This window comes from Streptomyces sp. NPDC056452, assembly GCF_042796085.1.
In the GTDB taxonomy this organism is placed as follows: Bacteria; Actinomycetota; Actinomycetes; order Streptomycetales; family Streptomycetaceae; genus Streptomyces.
Map to the genome: position 1 here is coordinate 82675 of NZ_JBHTRI010000020.1, position 21288 is coordinate 103962.

19 protein-coding genes and 1 riboswitch are annotated in these 21288 nt (G+C 71.2%); of the genes, 14 read left to right on the forward strand and 5 right to left on the reverse strand.

Going from position 1 to position 21288, the window contains the following annotated elements:
* Positions 1-56: 56 nt before the first annotated feature.
* Entirely contained in the window at positions 57-782 is a 726-nt protein-coding gene (locus ACFQ6X_RS20540; RefSeq protein WP_383183344.1) for a DUF5995 family protein, read from the reverse strand.
* 166 nt (positions 783-948) lie between these two features.
* Between ACFQ6X_RS20540 and ACFQ6X_RS20545 the strand changes: the two genes are divergently transcribed.
* Positions 949-2064, forward strand: a complete 1116-nt coding sequence (locus tag ACFQ6X_RS20545) for a glycoside hydrolase family 6 protein (RefSeq protein ID WP_383183346.1) — start codon at positions 949-951, stop codon at positions 2062-2064.
* A 3-nt stretch (positions 2065-2067) separates the two neighbouring features.
* On the opposite strand, the gene ACFQ6X_RS20550 is transcribed toward ACFQ6X_RS20545, so the two are convergent.
* Positions 2068-3453 carry a uracil-xanthine permease family protein gene (locus ACFQ6X_RS20550; RefSeq protein WP_383183348.1) on the reverse strand — a complete coding sequence of 462 codons (1386 nt, stop codon included), beginning with the start codon at positions 3451-3453 and terminating at the stop codon, positions 2068-2070.
* A 239-nt stretch (positions 3454-3692) separates the two neighbouring features.
* Here ACFQ6X_RS20550 and ACFQ6X_RS20555 point away from each other — a divergent pair, with 239 nt between their 5' ends.
* Positions 3693-4988: an alginate lyase family protein gene (locus ACFQ6X_RS20555; protein ID WP_383183350.1), complete on the forward strand. Its 1296-nt coding sequence runs from the start codon at positions 3693-3695 to the stop codon at positions 4986-4988.
* 52 nt (positions 4989-5040) lie between these two features.
* Here the strand turns inward: ACFQ6X_RS20555 and ACFQ6X_RS20560 are convergent, their stop codons facing one another.
* Positions 5041-6282, reverse strand: coding sequence for an MFS transporter (locus ACFQ6X_RS20560; RefSeq protein ID WP_383183352.1), 1242 nt, complete (start codon positions 6280-6282; stop codon positions 5041-5043).
* Positions 6283-6424: 142 nt separating this feature from the next.
* On the opposite strand from ACFQ6X_RS20560, the gene ACFQ6X_RS20565 reads away from it, so the two are divergent.
* The 11 genes from ACFQ6X_RS20565 (at position 6425) to ACFQ6X_RS20615 (ending at position 16525) form a co-directional block, all read left to right on the forward strand.
* Positions 6425-7630, forward strand: a complete 1206-nt coding sequence (locus ACFQ6X_RS20565) for an ROK family transcriptional regulator (RefSeq protein WP_383183354.1) — start codon at positions 6425-6427, stop codon at positions 7628-7630.
* A 77-nt stretch (positions 7631-7707) separates the two neighbouring features.
* A riboswitch (FMN riboswitch) is annotated at positions 7708-7838 on the forward strand.
* 158 nt (positions 7839-7996) lie between these two features.
* Positions 7997-9097: a bifunctional diaminohydroxyphosphoribosylaminopyrimidine deaminase/5-amino-6-(5-phosphoribosylamino)uracil reductase RibD gene (gene ribD / locus ACFQ6X_RS20570; RefSeq protein ID WP_383183356.1), complete on the forward strand. Its 1101-nt coding sequence runs from the start codon at positions 7997-7999 to the stop codon at positions 9095-9097.
* A complete protein-coding gene (locus tag ACFQ6X_RS20575) occupies positions 9098-9718 on the forward strand; it encodes a riboflavin synthase (RefSeq protein WP_329213005.1) in 621 nt (206 codons plus the stop codon).
* A complete protein-coding gene (locus ACFQ6X_RS20580) occupies positions 9715-10359 on the forward strand; it encodes a nicotinamide riboside transporter PnuC (RefSeq protein WP_383183358.1) in 645 nt (214 codons plus the stop codon). Before ACFQ6X_RS20575 ends, ACFQ6X_RS20580 begins: the two co-directional genes overlap by 4 nt.
* Entirely contained in the window at positions 10356-11645 is a 1290-nt protein-coding gene (locus ACFQ6X_RS20585) for a bifunctional 3,4-dihydroxy-2-butanone-4-phosphate synthase/GTP cyclohydrolase II (protein WP_383183360.1), read from the forward strand. The genes ACFQ6X_RS20580 and ACFQ6X_RS20585 overlap by 4 nt, the downstream gene beginning before the upstream one ends.
* Positions 11646-11669: 24 nt before the next feature.
* Positions 11670-12155: a 6,7-dimethyl-8-ribityllumazine synthase gene (ribH, locus tag ACFQ6X_RS20590; RefSeq protein WP_307128077.1), complete on the forward strand. Its 486-nt coding sequence runs from the start codon at positions 11670-11672 to the stop codon at positions 12153-12155.
* Positions 12156-12190: 35 nt separating this feature from the next.
* Positions 12191-12463: a phosphoribosyl-ATP diphosphatase gene (locus ACFQ6X_RS20595; RefSeq protein WP_056787177.1), complete on the forward strand. Its 273-nt coding sequence runs from the start codon at positions 12191-12193 to the stop codon at positions 12461-12463.
* Positions 12464-12516: 53 nt separating this feature from the next.
* A complete protein-coding gene (hisG, locus tag ACFQ6X_RS20600) occupies positions 12517-13365 on the forward strand; it encodes an ATP phosphoribosyltransferase (RefSeq protein ID WP_329213012.1) in 849 nt (282 codons plus the stop codon).
* 41 nt (positions 13366-13406) lie between these two features.
* Positions 13407-13883 carry a PH domain-containing protein gene (locus ACFQ6X_RS20605; protein WP_383183363.1) on the forward strand — a complete coding sequence of 159 codons (477 nt, stop codon included), beginning with the start codon at positions 13407-13409 and terminating at the stop codon, positions 13881-13883.
* 183 nt (positions 13884-14066) lie between these two features.
* Entirely contained in the window at positions 14067-15434 is a 1368-nt protein-coding gene (locus ACFQ6X_RS20610) for a hemolysin family protein (protein ID WP_383183365.1), read from the forward strand.
* Positions 15431-16525: a hemolysin family protein gene (locus ACFQ6X_RS20615; protein WP_383183367.1), complete on the forward strand. Its 1095-nt coding sequence runs from the start codon at positions 15431-15433 to the stop codon at positions 16523-16525. The genes ACFQ6X_RS20610 and ACFQ6X_RS20615 overlap by 4 nt, the downstream gene beginning before the upstream one ends.
* A 72-nt stretch (positions 16526-16597) precedes the next feature.
* On the opposite strand, the gene ACFQ6X_RS20620 is transcribed toward ACFQ6X_RS20615, so the two are convergent.
* Positions 16598-18499, reverse strand: coding sequence for an AAA family ATPase (locus ACFQ6X_RS20620; RefSeq protein WP_383183369.1), 1902 nt, complete (start codon positions 18497-18499; stop codon positions 16598-16600).
* Between the two features lie 375 nt (positions 18500-18874).
* Positions 18875-19489, reverse strand: a complete 615-nt coding sequence (locus ACFQ6X_RS20625; protein WP_383183371.1) for a uridine kinase — start codon at positions 19487-19489, stop codon at positions 18875-18877.
* A 185-nt stretch (positions 19490-19674) separates the two neighbouring features.
* On the opposite strand from ACFQ6X_RS20625, the gene ACFQ6X_RS20630 reads away from it, so the two are divergent.
* The gene (locus ACFQ6X_RS20630) at positions 19675-21030 is read left to right on the forward strand and encodes a peptidase C39 family protein (protein ID WP_383183373.1); all 1356 of its coding nucleotides are present in this window, start codon (positions 19675-19677) and stop codon (positions 21028-21030) included.
* The last annotated feature ends 258 nt before the right edge of the window (positions 21031-21288 follow it).

Consider the following 21288-nt stretch of genomic DNA (forward strand, 5'->3'; position numbering starts at 1 on the left):
CAGGGAAGAGGTCGAGGGACACCCCAGGGTATGACCCGCCGTCCGGGTGAACGGGATCAGCGGCACGGGGTGAGCAGAATCCGCCCCACCAGGCCGATCCCCGCATCCGTACGCGCCCTGAACTCCTCGGCCAGCAGCGGTACTCCACGCAGTCGCCACAGCATCCGCGCCGCCGACCACGAGGCCTCACGGGCCCTCTCCAAGCTCCAGGAACCCGCCAGATGCGTGAGAGGGTCGGCGACCTCCAGCAGGTCGGGACCCGGCATCAGTTCTTCGCGGATCTGCTCCTCCAGCATCACGAGGAGATCTCCCACCCGGTCGAACTCCTCCTCCAGGTCCGCCGGAGCGCAGCCGAGCGTACGACAGGTGTCCACCACGGCCACCGCGAGATCGTGACCGATGTGCGCATTGATACCGGCGAGCGCGAACTGCAGCGGGCGTACGCCGGGATGGCGCCGGAACTGGAACAGCGGACGCCAGCAGGCGGGCGGCCGACCGCCCGCCGCGGCGGTGTCGACGGCGCCCAGATAGTGCTCGGCGAACCGCACATCCAGGGCGGACACGGTGTCCCGGTCCGGGAAGGAACCGCCCTGGATCCGCCCGCCGACGGCCTCCGTGACCGTCAGATAGACCTGATTGAACACGGCTACGCCGTCCCCCGGCGGCCAGTGGGAGCGGTAGGTGCGCATCCGCTCGATCACCGTGCCCACATCGGCCACCGCACCGTCCGCGCGTGGGCAGGATGCGCCGGCCGGGTCTGCGAACTGCTCGAACTGGGCCATGCGGGCAGCGTCCCAGCCGTAGGCTCGCCACGGCGCCGACCGGCCGGAGGTTCATCGGAACGGACGAACGAGGGGCGCCGGGGGAGAGGAACGAACAGTGTCGGGCGCACGCGCACAACGCAGGACCGAGACCAGACAGCGGAGGCGTACCGCACGCCGGCACGCCATGGCGGTCGCCGCATCGGCCGTGGTCGCCGTCGGCACGGCGACCGGCGTGATCACCGCAGTCGCGGGGGAGGGCGAGCGGACGACCGCCCGCCCCGACACGACCGTTTCGCCGGTCCTGGAACCGCTGCCCGCGGTGCCCACCGCGTCACCGGGCACCGTGTCCCCCTCCGCCTCGCCGAGTCCTTCCCGGACGGCCGTGAAGAGAGCCGCTCCGGCGCCGCCGGAGAAGAAGTCCCCGCAGCGAACCGCGACGGTCGCAGGGCTCTACCGCCACTCCGAGTCGCAGGTCCTGGACTGGGTCCGCGGCCACCGGGACGATCCGCGCCGTCCGCTCATCGAGTCCCGGATCGCGGCCCAGCCGGCCGCGGTCTGGTTCGCTGCCTACAACCCGTCGGCGGTGACCGCGCAGGTCCGCGGCGTGACGTCGGGCGCCGCGGCCGCGGGCCGCACTCCCGTGCTCGTGCCCTACGCGATACCCGACCGGGACTGCGGCGGAGCCTCCGAGGGAGGGGCGCCCGGACTGGCGGCGTACGACACGTGGATGGACAGGTTCGCCGAAGGGCTGGGCAGCGGACCGGTGATCGTGATCCTGGAGCCGGACGCGATCGCGCTCTCGGACTGCCTCTCGGCCGGGCAGCGGGCAGCCCGCTTCGCGTCGCTGGCCAGAGCGGGCCGTACCCTGCACGCCGCGAACCCGCGGGCCAGGGTCTACTTCGACGGTGGGCACTCCGGCTGGCACGCCGCCGCCAAGCAGGCAGCGGCGCTCAAGGAGGCGGGCGCCGCCACCAGCGGGGACGGCATCTTCACCAATGTGTCGAACTTCCACAGCACGGCGGACGAAGCGGCCTATGCCCGCCGGGTACTGGCTGCCCTCGGCGGCCCGGCCCGCCTCGGCGCGGTCATCGACACCAGCCGCAACGGCAACGGGGCGCCGCAGGCCGGTGACTGGTGCGACCCGGGGGGCAGGGCTCTCGGCCGGACCCCGACGACGAGGACCGGCGCGTCCCGGATCGACGCCTACCTGTGGGTGAAGCTGCCGGGGGAGTCCGACGGCTGCAAGGGCGCGGCCGGATCCTTCACCCCGGACTACGCCTACGCCCTGGCGACCGGCTGAGCCTCAGCGCTCGGGCGATTCCTCGTCGTACGCGGAGGTGCCCGAGTCCAGCAGGGGCTCCTGGGTCTTGAGGTGGGCGGGGGCGAAGGCCCGCAGCACGTGGTAGCCGGTGATCACGACGATGGTGCCGAGCGCGATGCCGCTCAGTTCGAAGTCGTCGGAGATCTTCAGGCTGACCCCGCCGATGCCGATGATGATGCCCGCCGCGGCCGGTACGAGATTCAGCGGATTGCGCAGATCGACCTTGGCGTTCGTCCAGATCTGGGCCCCCAGGAGGCCGATCATGCCGTAGAGGATGACGGTGATGCCGCCGAGTACACCGCCGGGGATCGCGGCGACGACCGCCCCGAACTTGGGGCACAGGCCGAAGAGCAGCGCGAAGCACGCGGCGGCCCAGTAGGCGGCGGTGGAGTAGACGCGGGTCGCGGCCATCACGCCGATGTTCTCGGAGTACGTGGTGTTCGGCGGGCCGCCGACGGCGGTGGACAGCATCGACGCGGCGCCGTCGGCCGCGATCGCCGTGCCCAGCTTGTCGTCGAGGGACTCGCCGGTCATCTCGCCGACAGCCTTCACATGCCCCGCGTTCTCGGCGATCAGGGCGATCACGACGGGCAGCGCGACCAGGATCGCCGACCACTCGAAGCTCGGCGCGTGGAAGGACGGGAGCCCGACCCAGTCGGCGTCGCCCACCGCGGACAGGTTCAGCCGCCAGTGGTCGACGGCCTCGGGGCCGCCGGCCGGTGAGTGGATCTTCCCGAAGATCCGGTCGAGCACCCAGGACAGGACGTAGCCGAAGACGAGCCCGAGGAAGATCGCGATACGGGAGAGGAAGCCGCGCAGACAGACCACGGCCAGTCCGGTGAACAGCATGACGAGCAGAGCCGTCCACTGGTCCTGCGGCCAGTACGTCGACGCGGTGACCGGGGCGAGGTTGAAGCCGATCAGCATGACGACGGCGCCGGTCACCACCGGAGGCATGGCTGCGTGGATGATCCGCGCGCCGAACCGCTGCACGGCGAGCCCCGCCAGGAACAGCACGGCACCGACCACGAGAACCGCGCCGGTGACGGTGGCACTGCTGCCTCCGCCGGCCCGGATCGTGGCGGCGACCCCCACGAAGGAGAGCGAGCAGCCCAGGTAGCTGGGGACCCTGCCGCGCGTGGCCAGCAGGAAGATGGCGGTCGCGACACCGGACATCATGATGGCGAGGTTCGGGTCCAGGCCCATCAGGACGGGCGCGACGAACGACGCACCGAACATGGCCACCACGTGCTGGGCGCCGAGTCCGAAGGTCCGGGGCCAGGAGAGCCGTTCGTCGGGGCGGACCACGGCCCCCGGTTCGGGGGTCTTCCCGTCGCCGTGCAAGGTCCAGCGCACGCCGAGGCCCATGGTCGCTCCCTGTCATGTGTGTGCGGTGTGTCCACCCGCGGAGATGATCAGCGTCATGTTAGTGCCGCCGCGAGCGGGCCACCGCCGCCGGCCCGTCCCGGCACCGGTGCACCCTGACGGCCCGACGGGTCCCATCCGTGAATCGTGCGCGAAGCATTGTCAGCCCGAACAGTCACATCTACGCTCGCACGGTCCTGCTCATGAACAGTGTTCACATACCTGAAATTGAGGAGTGCTCGATGAACGGAAGACGCCGTCGACGCCTCGGTGTGCTGCTCGCCACCGTGACCGCACTGGGCGCCGCACTCGTACCCACCGCCTCACCGGCCGCGGCCACCGCGCGGGGCGATCGTCCGCACGCCGCGCCGCCCAGGACCGTGGTGATCGACGGTCAGCGCATGCAGCGGACCAAGGACCGGCTCGACCGGGGCGATCCGGCGCTCCGCCGGGCTGTCGAGAAGCTCACCGCGCAGGCGGACGGCTGGCTCGGCCAGGGCCCGTGGACGGTGGTCGACAAGCCCGAACCGGCACCCGGCGGGGATGTCCACGACTACCTCAGCCAGGCGCCCTACTGGTGGCCGTCCCAGCCGCGAACCGAGGAGAACCCCTGGGGCTGCCCGTACGTCCAGCGGGACGGCGAGCGCAATCCCGAGGTCGACACCGGCACCGACCGCCCCGACGTCGGCAAGGTCTTCAACTCGGTCACCTCGCTCAGCCTCGCCTGGTACTACACGGGCCGCGAGCGGTACGCCGAGCACGCCGGGGACATCCTGCGCACCTGGTTCCTCGACCCGGCGACCCGGATGAACCCGAACCTCGACCACGGGCAGTTCATCCCCTGCAAGTACGACGGCCGGGCCATCGGGATCATCGACTTCTCGCAGCAGTACACCAGCGTGCTCGACGCCGTCGCCCTGCTCGACGCCGGAGCACCCGGCTGGTCCACGGGCGACCGGGCCGCCATGCGGGCCTGGAACACCGACTTCCTGGACTGGCTGGTGAACTCGGAGTTCGGCAAGCAGGAGTCCGCCGCGAAGAACAACCACGGCACCTTCCAGGACATGCAGATCGCCGGACTGGCCCTCGCCACCGGCGACCGCGAACTCGCCCGCAGAACCGTCCTGGACGCGCGGGCCCTGCGGATCGACCCGCAGATCGGCGAGGACGGCAGCCAGCCCCAGGAGCTCGCACGCACCAGGAGCTGGCACTACTCGACCTTCGACCTGGTCGCCTACACCCGGCTCGCCGCCATCGGCAGACACGTAGGGGTGGACCTCTGGGACTACGAAGGACCGCAGGGGCAGAGCCTGTTCAAGGCCGTGCGCTACCTGCTGCCCGCCGCGACCGGGTCCGCCCCGTGGCCGCACCCCGAGCTGGAGTTCTACCGGTACGCGGCGAGCGACATCGTGCACGCGGCCGCCGACGCGGGCGACCGGCAGGCCCGGGCGGCGGTTCCCCGCCTCGAAGCTCCCCCTAACGGTGACCTGTGGGCCCTGCGCCCCGCCGCCGAACAGCTCGACTCGATCGCCGGCTGACCTGAGGGGTACGGGCCCCGCGCCGTCCGCGGGGTCCGTACGCCGCCCGGTGTCACTGGGCGGCGGTGCTCCCGGACGGTGCCGTGGCGGGTGCCGCGTCGGGCGTGGCGCCCTCCGCCACCTTGCGATCGCCGGCCCTCAGCACCCCGGCGCCCAGCACCAGTCCGAAGGCCAGCACCGTCACGAGGCCGAACGACACCAGCAGCGAGGTCGCCTCCGCCAGGGAGCCGATCGCGGACGGGGCGATGAGCCCCGAGGTGTAGGTGATGGTCGCGACGCCCGCGATGGCCCGGCTCGGGTTGTCCCCGCTGCGCCCGGCCGCGGCGAACGCCAGCGGCACGACGACCGCGACGCCCAGCCCCAGCAGGCCGAAGCCGCACAGGGCCAGCGCCGCGTTCGGCGCCAGGACCACCAGCAGCCCGCCGACGGTGGCCAGTACGCCGCCGACCCGTACGGTCCGCACCGCGCCGAACCGGTCGACGACGCGGTCGCCGGCGATCCGGGCGATCGCCATCGTCAGGGCGAACGCGGTCGTCGACGCCGCGGCGAGCCCGGCGGAACTGCCCGTGATGTCCCGGAGGTAGACCGCCGACCAGTCCAGGCTCGCCCCCTCGGCGAACACGGCGCAGAAACCCACCGCGCCGATGACCAGCGCGGACTTCGGCGGCAGGGTGAAGCGCGGCGGCGGCTCCTCGTCCGGCTCGCTGTGCAGGTCGAGCACGTGCCGGCACGCGATCAGGCCGAGCACGGTGAGCACGAGCGCGGCCAGGGTGTGATGGAGCCGGGCGTCGGCGCCGATGTGCGCGGCGACCGTGCCGGCCGCGGAACCGACCAGCGCGCCCACGCTCCACCAGCCGTGCAGTCCGGACATGATCGACTTGTTGAGCCGGTTCTCCACCTCGACGCCGAGCGCGTTCATGGCGACGTCCGACATCCCGGCGGTCGCCCCGTACACGAAGAGCGCGGCGCAGAGCGTGAACAGGTTCGGGGCCAGGGCCGGAAGGATCAGCGCCAGTGTCCAGAGCGCCAGCAGCCCGCGCAGGGCGGTCCGTGCGCCGAACCGGTGGCTGACCCGGCCGGCCAGCGGCATGGCCAGGGACGCGCCGATGGCCGGGAAGGCGAGGGCGAGGCCGAGCTGTCCGGCGCTCACCGAGGCATGGTCCTGGATCCAGGGGACCCGGGTCGCGAAGCTGCCGGTCACCGCTCCGTGCACGGCGAAGACCGCGGCGACCGCGTACCTGGCCCGCCTGACCTGCTCCGTGCCGAACACCCGGACCTTTGGATCCATCGTCATCACGCCGTGCCCTCCCCTGGAAATCCTCGCCGACCGGCCACTCGGGTGCCCGTCCGCGCGGTGCGGCCCGTAAACTATCAGGAACCCTGCCTGATAAATAGTCCACCACGGCGGACCGGCAGCGATCTGGAAGGATCCCGGCATGCCCGCATCCCCGAGCACAGCCCGGGCCATCAACGACCGGCTCGCCCTGCGACTGCTCCAGCAGGACGGCCCGCTGACGGCCACTCAGCTCAAGACCCTGACCGGACTGTCCCGCCCCACGGTCGCCGACCTGGTCGAACGGCTGCAGGACGCCGGTCTGGTCAGGGTCGTCGGCGAGAGCGGATCGGACCGCCGGGGTCCCAATGCCCGGCTGTACGGGATCGTGGCCGACCGCGCGCACCTGGCCGCTCTCGACGTACGCACCGACAGCGTCGCCGTGGTCGTGGCCGATCTGCTCGGTGTCACGCTCGCCGAGGCCACCCTGCCGATCGGCAGCGACACCGCGACCGAGCCCGCGGTGGAACAGGCCGTCGCCCTGCTGGAGCGCACCGCCCGCGCCGCGGGAACCGCCCCACTGCACAGCGTCGGCATCGGAGCCCCCGGCCTCATCGACCCCGTCTCCGGCGAACTCCGTGACACGACAGGCCTCCCGGCCTGGCACCGCGGGCTGGTCAAGGTGCTCCAGCAGCGGCTGCCCGCGACCGTCCTCGTGGAGAACGAGACCAATCTGGCGGCCGTCGCCGAACACCGCATCGGCGCCGCACGCGACCGCGACACCTTCGTCCTGCTCTGGCTCGGCCATGGCATCGGAGCCGCCGTCATGCTGGACGGCAAGCTGCGCCGCGGCGCGTCCGGCGGGGCGGGCGAGATCGGATTCCTGCCCGTACCCGGCACCAGCAGGGTGCCCTCGGCACTCAATTGCGACGGCGGCTACCACTCGCTGGCCGGCTCCGTCGCCGTCTGCGAACTGGCGGCCGACCACGGCATCAAGGCGCAGGGCCCCGCGGGCGACGGGGAGCAGGAGCAGTACCTCGCCGCCGCGTCCGTCGTCCGCGCCGCGCTGGCCGCGGACGGCCCGGAGGGCGATGCCTTCCTGGAGGCGCTCGCCGACCGGATCGCGCTCGGTGCCGCAGCCGTCGTCTCGGTGCTCGACCCCGGCTGCCTCGTCCTGGCCGGCGAGGTCGGCAGGGCGGGCGGCGACACGCTCGCCGCACGGGTCGAGGAACGGCTCGCCCGTATGTCGCCCCTGCCCACGGAGGTCAGGGCGGGGGAGCTGGGCGGCGGCGCCGTCCTGCGCGGCGCGCTGCTCGCCGCGCGCGAGGCCGCGCAGGAGGCTCTGTTCGCTCCGGGTGGCGCCCGGTAGCTGTCTGTGATCCACCCCACAGGGCGCACCCGCATGGCCGAAGTCCAGCCGTGGCAGAATGTGTGCTGTACCAGTAGCAGCGCACTCCGGGGTCGGTGTAATTCCGAACCGGCGGTTATAGTCCGCGACCCGTCCGCATCCAGCGGCCGGTTGACCAGGTGAGATTCCTGGACCGACGGTGAAAGTCCGGATGGGAGGCAGTGCGCGGCGGTCCGTCACAGATACGCCGCTTCGGGCGGATGCGTTCCGGGATCTTCCGGGACCACGCATCCGTGCCCCCGGCTCGGCGTTCCCCTGTTGCGTTCCGCTTCATCTGTCGTCATCGACAGGCCCCGGAGTCCGTGCCCTAAGAGGCAGGAGGACCCGGTGGCCACCGCAGCCGATATCACCGCCATGCGGCGAGCGATCACGCTCGCAGCCCGCGGACTCGGCTCCACCAGCCCCAACCCGGTTGTCGGGTGCGTGATTCTCGACGCCTCCGGACAGCCGGCCGGCGAGGGTTTCCACCGGCGCGCCGGCGGGCCGCACGCCGAGATCCACGCCCTGCGCGAGGCCGGTGGGAAGGCCAGGGGCGGCACCGCCTACGTCACCCTCGAACCCTGCAACCACACCGGACGCACCGGTCCCTGCGCGCAAGCCCTCGTGGCAGCCGGTGTCGAGCGGGTGGTGTACGCCGTCGGTGACCCGAACCCGCAGGCCACCGGGGGCGCAGACACCCTGCGCGCCGCCGGGATCCAGGTGGAGCAGGGCCTCCTCGCCGAAGAGGCCGAGGCGGGCAACACGGCCTGGCTGACCTCCGTGCGGCTCGGCCGCCCGTACGTCCTGTGGAAGTACGCGGCGACCCTCGACGGCCGGATCGCCGCCGCGGACGCCACGAGCCGCTGGATCACCTCGGCCGAGTCCCGCGCCGACGTCCACCGGCTGCGTGCCGAGGCCGACGCCGTCGTGGTCGGTGCCGGCACGGCCCGCACCGACGACCCCCAGCTCGCGGTACGCGGCATCGAAGGCGCCGACCAGCCGCTCCGGGTGGTCGTCGACACGGGCGCCACCGCCGTACGGGCCGGCTCCCGGGTGCTCGACGGCACGGCGCCCACCCTGATCGCGGTCGCCGGCGACGCCGACACCGCACACCTCCCCGAAGACACCGTGCTCCGGCTGCCCCGCGCCGCCACCGGCCCCGGCCTGGACATCCCGTCCCTGCTCACGGCCCTGCACGGGCGCGGTATCCGCTCCGTACTGCTCGAAGGCGGACCGGTCCTCGCCGGTTCCTTCGTCGCCGCGGGAGCAGTCGACAAGGTCGTCGGCTATCTCGCCCCGGTCCTCCTCGGCGCGGGCCCGGCAGCCCTCGCCGACGCCGGAATCACCACCATCTCCCAGGCGTTGCGCCTCGATGTGACCGAGACCGTCCGTATCGGCCCCGATCTGCGCATCACCGCCGTCCCCGTCCCTGCTCGGAAGGGAAACTGAGTGTTCACCGGAATTGTCGAAGAACTGGGTGAGGTCACCGCCGTCGAGAAACTCGGCGACGCCTCCCGCTTCCGACTGCGCGGCCCCGTTGTCACCGAAGGCGCCAAGCACGGCGACTCCATCGCCGTCAACGGCGTCTGCCTCACCGTCGTGGACCTCGGCGAACACGAGTTCACCGCCGACGTGATGGCCGAGACGCTGAACCGCTCCAGCCTCGGAGCACTCGAGACGGGCTCCCGGGTCAACCTGGAGCGCCCCATGGCGCTCGGCGGCCGGCTCGGCGGACACATCGTCCAGGGCCACGTCGACGGCACGGGCCGCATCATCGAGCGCAAGATCTCCGAGAACTGGGAGATCGTGAAGATCTCCCTGCCCGCCGATCTCACCCGCTACGTGGTGGAGAAGGGCTCGATCACGGTCGACGGCGTGAGCCTGACCGTCGTCGACGCGGGCCCCGACTACTTCACCATCAGCCTCATCCCGACCACCCTCGCGCTGACCACACTGGGCGTGAAGGAGCCCGGCGACCCGGTCAACCTCGAAGTGGACGTCATCGCGAAGTACGTCGAGCGCCTGCTCGGCGGGACGGCCGCGCCGGAAGCCGGAGGGCCGGTCGCATGAGCGCCCTGGACTGGCTGAACTCGGAGGCGTTCACCGCCTTCGGCCAGCACATCATCTGGTCGGACCTGATCGGCAACACGATCGGTCTGATAGCCCTGGCCCTGGGCTGGCTCCGCTCGGTCTGGACCTGGCCCGCCCAGCTCCTGTCCGGCGTCGTCCTGGTCGCCGCCAACGTCTCCGTGCAGCAGGCGGGGAGCGTCGGCAAGCAGCTGATCGTCATCGCCGTCGCCGTATGGGGCTGGCAGCAGTGGACCCGCGGCAGGCAGCAGGCCCAGGACGGCTCCATCGCCGTGCGCTTCGCCACCTGGCGCGAGCGGGCGTACCTGGCGGGCGGCGCCGCGGTCGGCACCCTCGCGGTCGGCGGCCTGTTCACCGCCTTCCCCTCGCTCTCCTGGAGCCCGTGGGCGGACGCGTACATCTTCGCCGGCACGCTCGTCGCGATGCTGGCCCAGGCCCGCGGCATGGTCGAGTTCTGGTTCGCGTGGCTGCTCGTCGACCTCGTCGGCGTACCGCTCAACTTCCACAGCGGACTCGCCTTCTCCGGTCTCATCTACGTCGTCTACGGCGCCCTCGTCCTGTGGGGCATGCGCGACTGGTGGCTGCGTACGCGGTCACCCGCTCTGGAAGGAGCCACGGCATGACTGCCCAGCCCACCTGGTTGCACGACCGCACGGCCGAGGACCTCTCCCTCGACCCCGTGGAGCAGGCGATCCGCGACATCGCCGCCGGCCGACCCGTCGTGGTCGTCGACGACGAGGACCGGGAGAACGAGGGCGACCTCGTCATCGCCGCCGAGAAGGCGACCCCCGAGATCGTCGCGTTCATGATGAGCGAGTGCCGTGGGCTGATCTGCGCGCCCATGGAGAACGACGAGCTGGAACGGCTCGAGCTCCCGCAGATGGTCGACAACAACACCGAGTCGATGAAGACCGCCTTCACCGTCTCCGTCGACGCCTCGGCCGCGCACGGTGTGACCACCGGGATCTCCGCCGCCGACCGGGCCACCACACTGCGGATGCTGGCGGGCGGCAGGGCGGGCCCCGGCGACTTCGTCCGGCCCGGCCACATCTTCCCGCTGCGCGCCCGCTCCGGCGGTGTCCTCGTCCGCAACGGCCACACCGAGGCCGCGGTGGACCTCGCCCGGCTCGCCGGGCTGCGCCCCGCAGGGGCGATCGTCGAGATCGCCGGCGAGGACGGGGTGATGCTCAGGCTGCCCGAGCTCGTCCCGTTCGCCCGCAAGCACGGATTGACGATCATTTCCATCGAGGACCTGATCGCCTACCGGCGCAGCTCGGAACCGACCGTCCGCCGTGAGGCGGAGGTACGGCTGCCGACCGCGTTCGGCGCGTTCACCGCGTTCGGCTACCGCTCCACCGTCGACGGCGTCGAGCACGTCGCACTCGTCCACGGGGACATCGGCGACGGCCAGGACGTCCTCGTCCGGGTCCACTCCGAGTGCCTGACGGGGGACATCTTCCAGTCCCAGCGCTGCGACTGCGGCCCCCAGCTGCACGCCTCGATGGAACGCATCACGACCGAGGGCCGCGGCATCGTCGTCTATCTGCGCGGTCACGAGGGCCGTGGCATCGGCCTGCTGTCCAAGCTGCGGGCGTACGAACTCCAGGAGCGGGGCTCCGACACCCTCGACGCCAATCTCGAGCTCGGCCTGCCGGCCGATGCCAGGGACTACGCGGCGGGTGCCCAGATCCTCGAGGACCTCGGCGTCCGCACGCTCCGGCTGATGACCAACAACCCCGACAAGACCGCCGCGCTCGTACGGCACGGGCTCGGTATCACCGGGCGCGAACCCATGCCCGTCCAGGCCGGTGAACACAATCTGCGGTACCTGCGCACCAAGCGGGACCGTATGGGGCACGACCTGCCCTGGCTCGACGCGACCACCGCGTCGACCTGCGGCAACCAGTAAGCACAGACGAACAGTAGGAGAGACATGAGCGGCAAGGGCGCACCCGAACTGTCCGTACGCAACTGCGGTGACCTGCGGGTGGCAGTGATCGCTGCCCAGTGGCACGAGAAGGTCATGGACGGACTCGTCGACGGGGCCCTGCGCGCCCTGCACGACCTGGGCATCGACGAACCGACCCTTCTCAGGGTCCCCGGCAGCTTCGAGCTCCCGGTGGTCGCCAAGGTCCTCGCGGGACGCGGGTACGACGCGATCGTCGCCCTCGGAGTGATCATCCGTGGCGGCACCCCCCACTTCGAGTACGTGTCCCAGGGCGTCACCAACGGCCTCACCCAGGTCACCGTCGACACCGGCGTCCCCGTCGGCTTCGGCGTCCTCACCTGCGACACCGAGGAGCAGGCGCTGGACCGGGCCGGACTCGAGGGCTCCAACGAGGACAAGGGGCACGAAGCGGTCACCGCCGCCGTCGCCACCGCGGCCACGCTGCGCACCGTCAGCGAACCCTGGCGCTGAGAGACGGTCCGGGACCCCGTATTCTAAGGACCATCATGGCGAACAAAACCTTCGAAGAGCTCTTCGCCGAGCTGCAGCTCAAGGCCGCCAACGGCGACCCCTCCACCTCCCGCACCGCCGAACTGGTGGACAAGGGTGTGCATGCCATCGGCAAGAAGGTCGTCGAGGAGGCCGCAGAGGTCTGGATGGCCGCCGAGTACGAGGGCAAGGAAGCCGCCGCCGAGGAGATCTCGCAGCTGCTGTACCACGTCCAGGTGATGATGGTCGCCCGCGGAATCTCCCTCGACGACGTCTACGCCCACCTCTGAGCACGCCCCCGCACGTTCCCGGAACTCCCTCCGCACAAAGGAAACCTGACCTCATGCTGCGCATCGCCGTCCCCAACAAGGGTGCAATCTCCGGGCCTGCGATGGCGATGCTCCATGAGGCGGGCTACCAGCAGCGCAAGGAGTCGAAGGAACTCGTCCTCGTCGACCCGACGAACCAGGTCGAGTTCTTCTACCTGCGGCCGCGCGACATCGCGATCTACGTCAGCTCCGGCCGCCTGGACATCGGCATCACCGGCCGCGACCTGCTGCTGGACTCCGGTGCCGACGCCGAGGAGATCCTCCAGCTCGGCTTCGCCCGCTCCACCTTCCGTTACGCCACGAAGCCCGGCACGGCCACCGGCCCGCAGGACTTCGAGGGCATGACGATCGCCACCTCCTACGAGGGCATCGTCGCCAAGCACCTCGCCGAGGAGGGCGTCAAGGCCTCGGTCGTGCACCTCGACGGCGCGGTCGAGACGGCCATCGAGCTCGGTGTCGCCCAGATCATCGCCGACGTGGTGGAGACCGGCACCAGCCTGCGCAACGCCGGACTCGAAGTCATCGGCGAGCCGATCATGTCGTCCGAAGCGGTCGTGATCCGTCGCAAGGGCGCCCCCGCCGACGAGCCCAAGGTGGAGCAGTTCCTGCGCCGCCTGCAGGGTGTCCTGGTCGCCCGCAGCTACGTGATGATGGACTACGACTGCCGCGTGGAGCACCTGGAGCGCGCCGTGGCCCTCACCCCGGGCCTCGAATCGCCGACCATCTCCCCGCTGCACCACGAGGGCTGGGTGGCCGTCCGCTCCATGGTCGCCGCCAAGGAGGCGCAGCGGATCATGGACGACCTGTACGAGCTCGGCGCCCGCGCCATCCTCACCACGGCCATCCACGCCTGCCGCCTCTGACGGCCCGGACCGACCAGCGCACACCGAAGGACGACAGTCTCATGTCCGCCCCCGCGTCCCGGACCGAACTCCCCGCTCTCCCGGTCACCTTCAGGCCCACCCTCACCCGGGTGGTCCTGCTGACCGTGGGGCTGGCCATGTTCGTCGTCATCACCGCCGTGGCCCTGATCCTCGAACACCTGAGCCCGGGGGAGCGGACCAGCTTCGTCTTCGTCGCGCTGCTCTTCCTCGGTGTCCTCACCCTGCTCAGCAGGCCGAAGATCGTCGCCGACGAGGCCGGGATCAGGGTGGTCAACATCACCCGGACCCGCCGACTGGCCTGGGCGGAGATCCTGCGCGTCAATCTGCGGGCGGGCGACCCCTGGGTCTTCCTCGACCTGAGCGACGGCACCAGCATGCCCGCCCTCGGAATCCAGCCCGGAATCGCCAGGGAACAAGCCATTCGTGACGCACGGACACTCCGCGCGCTCGTGGAATTCCACGGCACCGGAACGGACGACGCCACGGAGAACGTCTGAGCCCCCTGCCCCGAAGAGCCGCATCTTGATTACTCTGGAGGGCGGCGGCGCCCTGAGCGCCCCGCCCCGCACCAGAGGCCCCCAGGCCTGCGGGGCATTCCTGCGACCCAAGGAGTGACTCCCTCCAGCAATGGACGGATCGTCCGGTAGTACCTGCGCCGCCCTCTCCCCGGAGGCGGCGGCATGACCACCCCCCTGCTGCTTCTCAGCGCGGCATTCCTTCTCATCCTCGCCAACGGGTTCTTCGTGGCAGCCGAATTCGGGCTCGTCACGGTGGACCGGCCGGACGCCGAACGCGCCGCCGCCGAAGGCGACCGCCGGGCCCGCACCGTCGTCGCGGCCCTGCGTGAACTCTCCTTCCAGCTCTCCGGCACCCAGCTCGGCATCACCATCACCTCGCTGGTCGTCGGCATGCTCGCCGAACCCGCACTCGCCCAGCTGCTCGCCGGACCGCTCACCGCCACCGGGCTGCCCGCGGGGGCCGTCCCCGGGGTGAGCGTCGTGATCGGCATGCTGCTCGCCTCAGCCGTCCAGATGGTCATCGGCGAGCTCGTACCGAAGAACTGGGCAGTCTCCCGGCCGCTCCAGGTCGCCCGGTTCGTCGCCGGTCCCCAGCACCGGTTCGCCACCCTCCTGCGGCCGGTGATCACTGTGCTGAACACCGTCGCCAACCGGCTGGTGCGGCTGCTCGGTGTCGAGCCCACCGATGAACTGGCCTCCGCGCGCACCCCCGGCGAACTGGTCTCGCTCGCCCGTCACTCGGCCGAGGCCGGCACCCTGGAGCAGGACACCGCCGATCTCTTCGTGCGGACCCTGTCGCTCGCCGGCCTCACCGCGCAACACGTGATGACCCCGCGGGTGAAGGTCAGTGCCCTGCAGTCGTCGGCGACCGCCGCGGACGTCCTCAACCTCACCCGGGCCACCGGGCTCTCCCGCTTTCCCGTCTACCGGGACCGCATCGACGAGGTCGTGGGGATGGTGCACCTCAAGGACGCCCTCGCCGTCCCCGCCCAGGACCGGCTGCGGACCCCGGCGGGCCGGATCGCCGTACCGCCGCTCCTGGTACCGGAGACGCTGCCTGTCGAGCAGCTGCTCCGGCAGCTGCGCAACGAGCAGCCGATCGCCGTCGTGGTCGACGAGTACGGCGGCACCGCCGGTGTCGTCACCCTCGAGGACATCATCGAGGAACTCGTCGGCGAGGTGAGGGACGAGCACGACGCGGAAGGCGCCGACCGCCCCGAGCTGACGTCCGTCGTCGCCGACGACGGACGTCCCGGCTGGGACGTGGAGGGAAGCTGCCGGGTACTGACCCTGCTGCGGATAGGCCTCGACGTGCCCGAAGGGCCGTACGAGACCGTGGCAGGACTGGTCGCCGACCTGCTGGGACGCATCCCCGCTCCCGGTGACCGGGCCGAGCTGCCCGGCTGGCGGATCTCCGTCCGCCAGGTCGGCCACTACCGCGCCGAGCAGGTCCGCTTCGTCCGGCTGACGGGCGCGGCGGAACCGGCGGCGCAGGAGCCCGTCCGTGCGCTGGTGGAGGCTGTGCGATGAGTCTCGTCCAGTTGCTCTTCGCCGGACTCCTGGTGCTGGCGAACGGCTTCTTCGTCGGCGCCGAATTCGCTCTGGTGTCCGTGCGTCGCAGTCAGATCGAACCCCTGGCCGCCAACGGATCGAGCAGGGCGGGACAGGTGCTCTACGGCCTGGAGAACCTGCCGCAGATGATGGCCGCCGCGCAGTTCGGCATCACGGTCTGCTCGCTCACCCTCGGCGCCGTCGCCGAGCCGACCGTCGCCCACCTCCTGGAGCCGGTCTTCCACGCGGTGCACATGCCCGAGGGGCTCATTCACCCCCTCGGCTACGCCCTGGCCCTCGTCTCCGTGATCTTCCTCCATCTCGTCATCGGCGAAATGGTCCCGAAGAACCTGGCGATGGCCGCTCCCGAGAAGACCGCGATGTGGCTCAGCCCCGGCCTGGTCGGCTTCGCCCGGCTCTGCCGGCCGGTCACCTCGGCGCTCGGAGCCTGTGCCCGGCTCGTGCTCCGGCTCTTCAAGGTCGAGCCGAAGGACGAGGTCGAGGCCGTCTTCACCAGCGAACAGCTCAACCGCCTGGTGGAGGACTCCGGACAGGCCGGACTGCTCGAACCCGAGGCGCAGGAACGGCTCGGGGACGCACTGGAGATGGGCAGCCGGCCCGTCACGGACGTGCTTCTCGACCGGGCGTCCCTGGTGACGGTGGACCCGTCCGTCACCCCGCGCCAGGTCGAGGAGCTGACCGTACGGACCGGCTTCTCGCGCTTTCCCGTCCGTGCGGAGGGCGGCGGCCCCTTCATGGGCTATCTGCACGTCAAGGACGTCCTCGAGCTGGAGGACGGCGAGCGGGCCGTCCCGCAGCAGATCTGGCGCCCGATGGCGACCGTGCGGGCGGAACTCCCGCTGGACGACGCCCTGACCGTGATGCGCCGCGCCGCGACGCACCTGGCCCAGGTCGCCGACGCCACGGGCAAGGTGCTCGGCCTGGTCGCCATGGAGGACGTCCTGGAAATGCTCGTCGGCGAGGTCCGGGACCCGGCGCACCGCGTCTCGGTGCCCCGCCGCACGGTGAAGGTGCCGACGGAGCACAAGGCCATGGCCCCACTGGGCTGACAGGTCGGTCACCACTGAACAGAACCGGATCGGCGCCGGGCGGGTACACCCCGCCCGGCGCCGGCCTGCTTCTCACACCGTCCCGGGCTCCGGCTTCCCGCGGTCCACAGGTCCCCGCCCGGAGAGCACTTCGCCGTACGCCTGCATCAGGTCCGGCAGCCGGAGCGTGGCCAGATCGTCCCGGGTCGGCGCGACCGCGTAGCCGGAGAGCCGCAGATCGCGGTAGGCGCAGCTCTTCTCGTACAGCGTGCGGAGGAAGCGGCCGTTGCCCAGCTCGTCGATCCAGCCCTGGTCGACCACGTGCCCGCTGATGCTGCGCAGCTCGTCCAGGGACTCCTCGTCCCACACGTCGCCGTTCTCGGCGGCCAGCACCCCGCCGATCGCGGTGAGCTCCAGAGGGCGGTAGCTGGGGAAGTCCACCCGGGTCGTGAAGCGTGAGGAGAGGCCCGGATTGGTGGAGAGCAGCCGGTCCATGCCTTCCGGGTAGCCCGCGAGGATGACGACGAGATGGTCCCTGTTGTCCTCGGCCCGCTTGAGCAGGACCTGCAGGGCTTCGTCGCCGTACGCGTCGCCCTTGCTGTAACCGGAGTTGGAGAGGCTGTACGCCTCATCCACGAAGAGCACCCCGCCGAGCGCCGAGTCGATCAGCTCATTGGCCTTCACGGCCGTCTGCCCGAGGAACTCACCGACGAGGTCGGACCGCTGGGCCTCCACCAGATGGTCACCACCCAGGAGCCCGAGCGCGTAGAACACCCGGCCGAGAATGCGAGCGACCGTGGTCTTGCCCGTCCCGGACGGGCCGGAGAAGACGAAGTGACGCTTCGGCGGCTGGACGGGAAGACCCTGCTCGGCGCGGAGCCGCGCCATGTTGAGCTGCGCGGACAGGGCCTTGACCTGGCGCTTCACAGGTTCGAGGCCCACCATGCGCTCCAGCTCCGCCAAGGCCTCGGCGAGCAGCCCCGGATCGCTCGGCCCCGACGGGAAGGCGGCAGGCGCCGGCTGTCCCGCAGACTTCTCCCTCACCCCGTCGGCACGCGGCGCCGCACCGGCCCCCGGCAGGTCCTGCGGGTCCCCGCCGAGCCAGGGTTCGCGCCCGTCCACCAGATCGGTGCCCAGCAGCGAGTCCCCGTCGGCCTGGGCCTCCGTGCCCGTTCCGTCCGGTCCGAAGCCCGCCATCGACACCGCGGCCAGATCGGCCGCCTCGTCGTACCCGTCTCCCTCGGAGATGGCCGCGAGACGGGCCGAGGTGTCCATGAAAGCCGGATCCACGCGATGCACCGCCCGGTACAGCGGCAGCGCCGCCGCGCTGCGCCCGGTGCCCTCATGGGCCCGCGCGAGCCAGTAGCGCAGCTCCTTGCGCTGCGGCTGCTCGCTGCGGCAGCGCATCAGGGCCGCGGACAGCAGCGGCTCCGCGTGCCCGTACATCTCCAGGCGCACCCGAGCCATGCCGCCGAAGAGCCCGGCCTCGATGCCGAGCAGCGGATCGTCGACCAACTGCTCCGTGGTGCGTACGAGTTGCTCCCAGTCCTTGACCAGGTAGGCGCGGCACGCGTGGAGGAACCGCACGTGCGGATCCGTGTCGATCGGGGGGAGGCCCGCGAGCGCCCGGTCCAGCTCGGGTACGTGGCGGCCGTCCAGCCAGTGCGAGGCGTGCGCGAGGAGCAGGTCGCGCGGGCTCTCCAGCACCGGTTGCACCCACCAGCCCAGCCAGTACCAGGAGTTGAGCGTGCGCCGGTGGCGCGCCCGTTGCTCACCGAACCGGTCTCGATGGCGGTACATGCGTAAGAGTGCGGTGGTGGTGTCGATCCGCAGCGCATGGAGGCCGAGCCAGCCGTCCGCCATGCCGGGATCGAAGCGCACCGCCGTTCTGAATTCCTCTTCGGCCTGCGGGTAGGCGCCCATTGTGTAGGCGTCCACGCCGCGCAGCCAGGCAAGGTCGGCGGGGGCTTGTGCGCCCTGCGTGCCGATGTCCATCAGGTCCCCCACAAACCGTGCCCCCAGAATGTCCCGCCCGCACAGCATGCCCATCGGAGCGTGCCGAATCACTGTGTCGGGGACGGGAATTGACCGCACCGAGATGCATCGTACCTGCACAGGGAGTGAGCGGCGAAGGGCGTTACCGGCGCATCGGGGTCGTGACCGAGTGTGAGCGGAACGCGCCACCGGGCGGCGGGAAAGGGTGCCCGAGGGCAGAACGAAGCCCCCGATCACGGGGGAACAACCGGGGGCTCCGCGTCTGTGAGGGCTCCGAAAAGCCGCACATTGAGAACGTAAGACCTGTACGGCCCCTCGGTCAAGCCGAGTTGGAGCACTCCGGGAGCGAATTCCGACTGCTCGGTATGGCGACCCTCAACCTTCACTGTGCGTGATGATGCGACTCGTTCCCGCTGTCGCGTGAGGCGCTTCCAGCCACGCGTACCCCTCGGGCAACTGCCGTATCAGCGCATCCGCGAAGGGGTACGAGGGATCGTCGGCGAAATGCTCGAGTTCCGCGACGGTCCAGCCGTCCCAGAACTCCGAGAGAGCGGGGCCGTCGCGGCGACGGCCCCGCTCCCAGGACCTGTCGCTGTCCCCTTCGAGCCACAGCAGCCCCGCGAGGAACGGACGCACCGCGGTCCGGCCCGCGCCCACCCCCTCGATCAGCATCACCGGGGCGGGCGCCAGCGCCCGCGGCGGCCCGAAGCGCCGGCCGGTCCAGTCGTACGGGGTGTAGTGCGCCGTCTCCCCGCGCGAGAGCGGGCCGAGGACCTGCGCCCGCAGCCGGTCGGTCCAGGCGAAGAGCTCGTCATGGGTGGCGAGGTCGTCCAGATGCAGCACGGGGGCGTCGTCCAGAGCCGCGGCGAGCCGGCCCGCGAAGGTCGTCTTGCCCGAGCCCGCGTGGCCGTCGACCGCGATCAGCCGCACCGGCCCGCAGGAGGGGGCAAGGGAGCGCAGGCGGCGGGCGTGGTCCGCCAGGTCGTTCATGTCTCCAGCCTAGGCGACGCCCCGCAGCCGGCCCGAGCCCTCGCAGGTCACGCCAGTGGACCAGACCAATATTGATCACGCGACGCGGCGCGAATCGCTGGCCGGATCCGGTCCGGACCCGCAATAGTTGGCGCACCGATCGGCATCCGCAGCCCCATATCCGCTCACGACAGGGGGTCTCGCCCATGACCAGACCGACTTCGCGCAGAACCGTGCTGACCGCCGCGCTCGCGGCCGGGGCAGGTGCGGTGTCCGCCGCAGGCTCCGCGGCAGCCGCTCCCGCCCGCACCTCTCCCACCCCGGCGGTCACCTCGCTCGTCGACAACCGATTCTGGAACACCTACACCGACTGGCGCTTCGGTTCCTCCGAGGGCACGCGCGCCGTCGCCGGCCGCAGGCCGGGGCTGGTGATCTCGGCCCCCGCCGGGACCACCGACTACGCCGACCCGCACACCGGCAGGACCACCACCTGGGAGTACGCGACCTGGACCTCACCCGTCCACCGCTCCACGGTGCCGGCCACCGAGGTGATCGCCTCCTGGAACGCCCGCACCCCGGCCGGTACATGGATCCAGGTCGAGCTGCGCGGCCGGTACTCGGACGGGACCGACACCCCCTGGTACGTGATGGGCCGTTGGGCCTCGGGCGACACCGACATCCGGCGGACCTCCGTCGACGACCAGACCGACGGCAGAAGCACGGTCTGGACCGACACCTTCTCGGTGGACGACGCCGCGAGCGGGCTGCGCCTGGTCTCGTACCGGCTCCGGCTCACCCTCCACCGGACCCCGGGCAGCCGCCTCACGCCCACGGTCCACCGCGTCGGCGCGATGGCCTCGGACGTCCCGGACCGCTTCACCGTCCCGGCTGCCGCGCCCGGGCTCGTCCGCGAGCTGCCGGTGCCCCGCTACTCGCAGAACGTCCACGTGGGGCAGTACCCCGAGTACGACAACGGCGGCGAGGCCTGGTGCAGCCCCACCTCCTCGCAGATGATCATCGAGTACTGGGGACGCAAGCCCACCGCGGACGACCTGTCCTGGGTCAAGCCGGGCCTCGCCGACCCCCAGGTCTGCCACGCGGCCCGCTACACCTTCGACTACCAGTACGACGGCTGCGGCAACTGGCCCTTCAACGCCGCCTACGCGGCCACGTACAAGGACATGAACGCGGTCGTCACGCGGCTGGGGTCGCTCGAGGACCTGGAGAAGCTGGTCGGTGCCGGCGTCCCGGTCATAACGTCCCAGTCGTTCCTCAAGACGGAGCTGACCGGGGCGGGCTACGGCACCTCCGGCCATCTGATGACCGTCATCGGCTTCACGGCCGACGGCGATGGGATCGCCAACGACCCCGCCTCGCCGGACAACGGGGCCGTGCGCCGCGTCTACCTTCGGCGCGAGTGGGAAAATATCTGGCTGCGGACGAAGCGCTACGACGCGAACGGCGCGGTCAGGAGCGGTACGGGCGGCGTCTGCTACGTCTACTGGCCGACGGACCCGACATCGAGTCAGCGGCGGGTTCTGAGGTCGCTGGGCCTGGTCTGAGAGGTGAGGCGTACGGCCGCCTCGACGACCTGACGGCAGCGCTCCCGGCCGTCCAGGGCGAGGTGGCCGTACCGGCCCGCCGTCACCTTGACTCTCACAGTGCTTGATTTGTGGCGCAGGCCGTGCGGATTGAATTCGGGCAGCGCGAGAAACCCGAATGCCCCAAGGGCCCCGCGTGACCCGGGCGTAACTCCAGCACCATTTTCCGCCGGATGTAAAAGGCATCGTGATCGGTGTGGCGTCATGGAAAGTGAACTT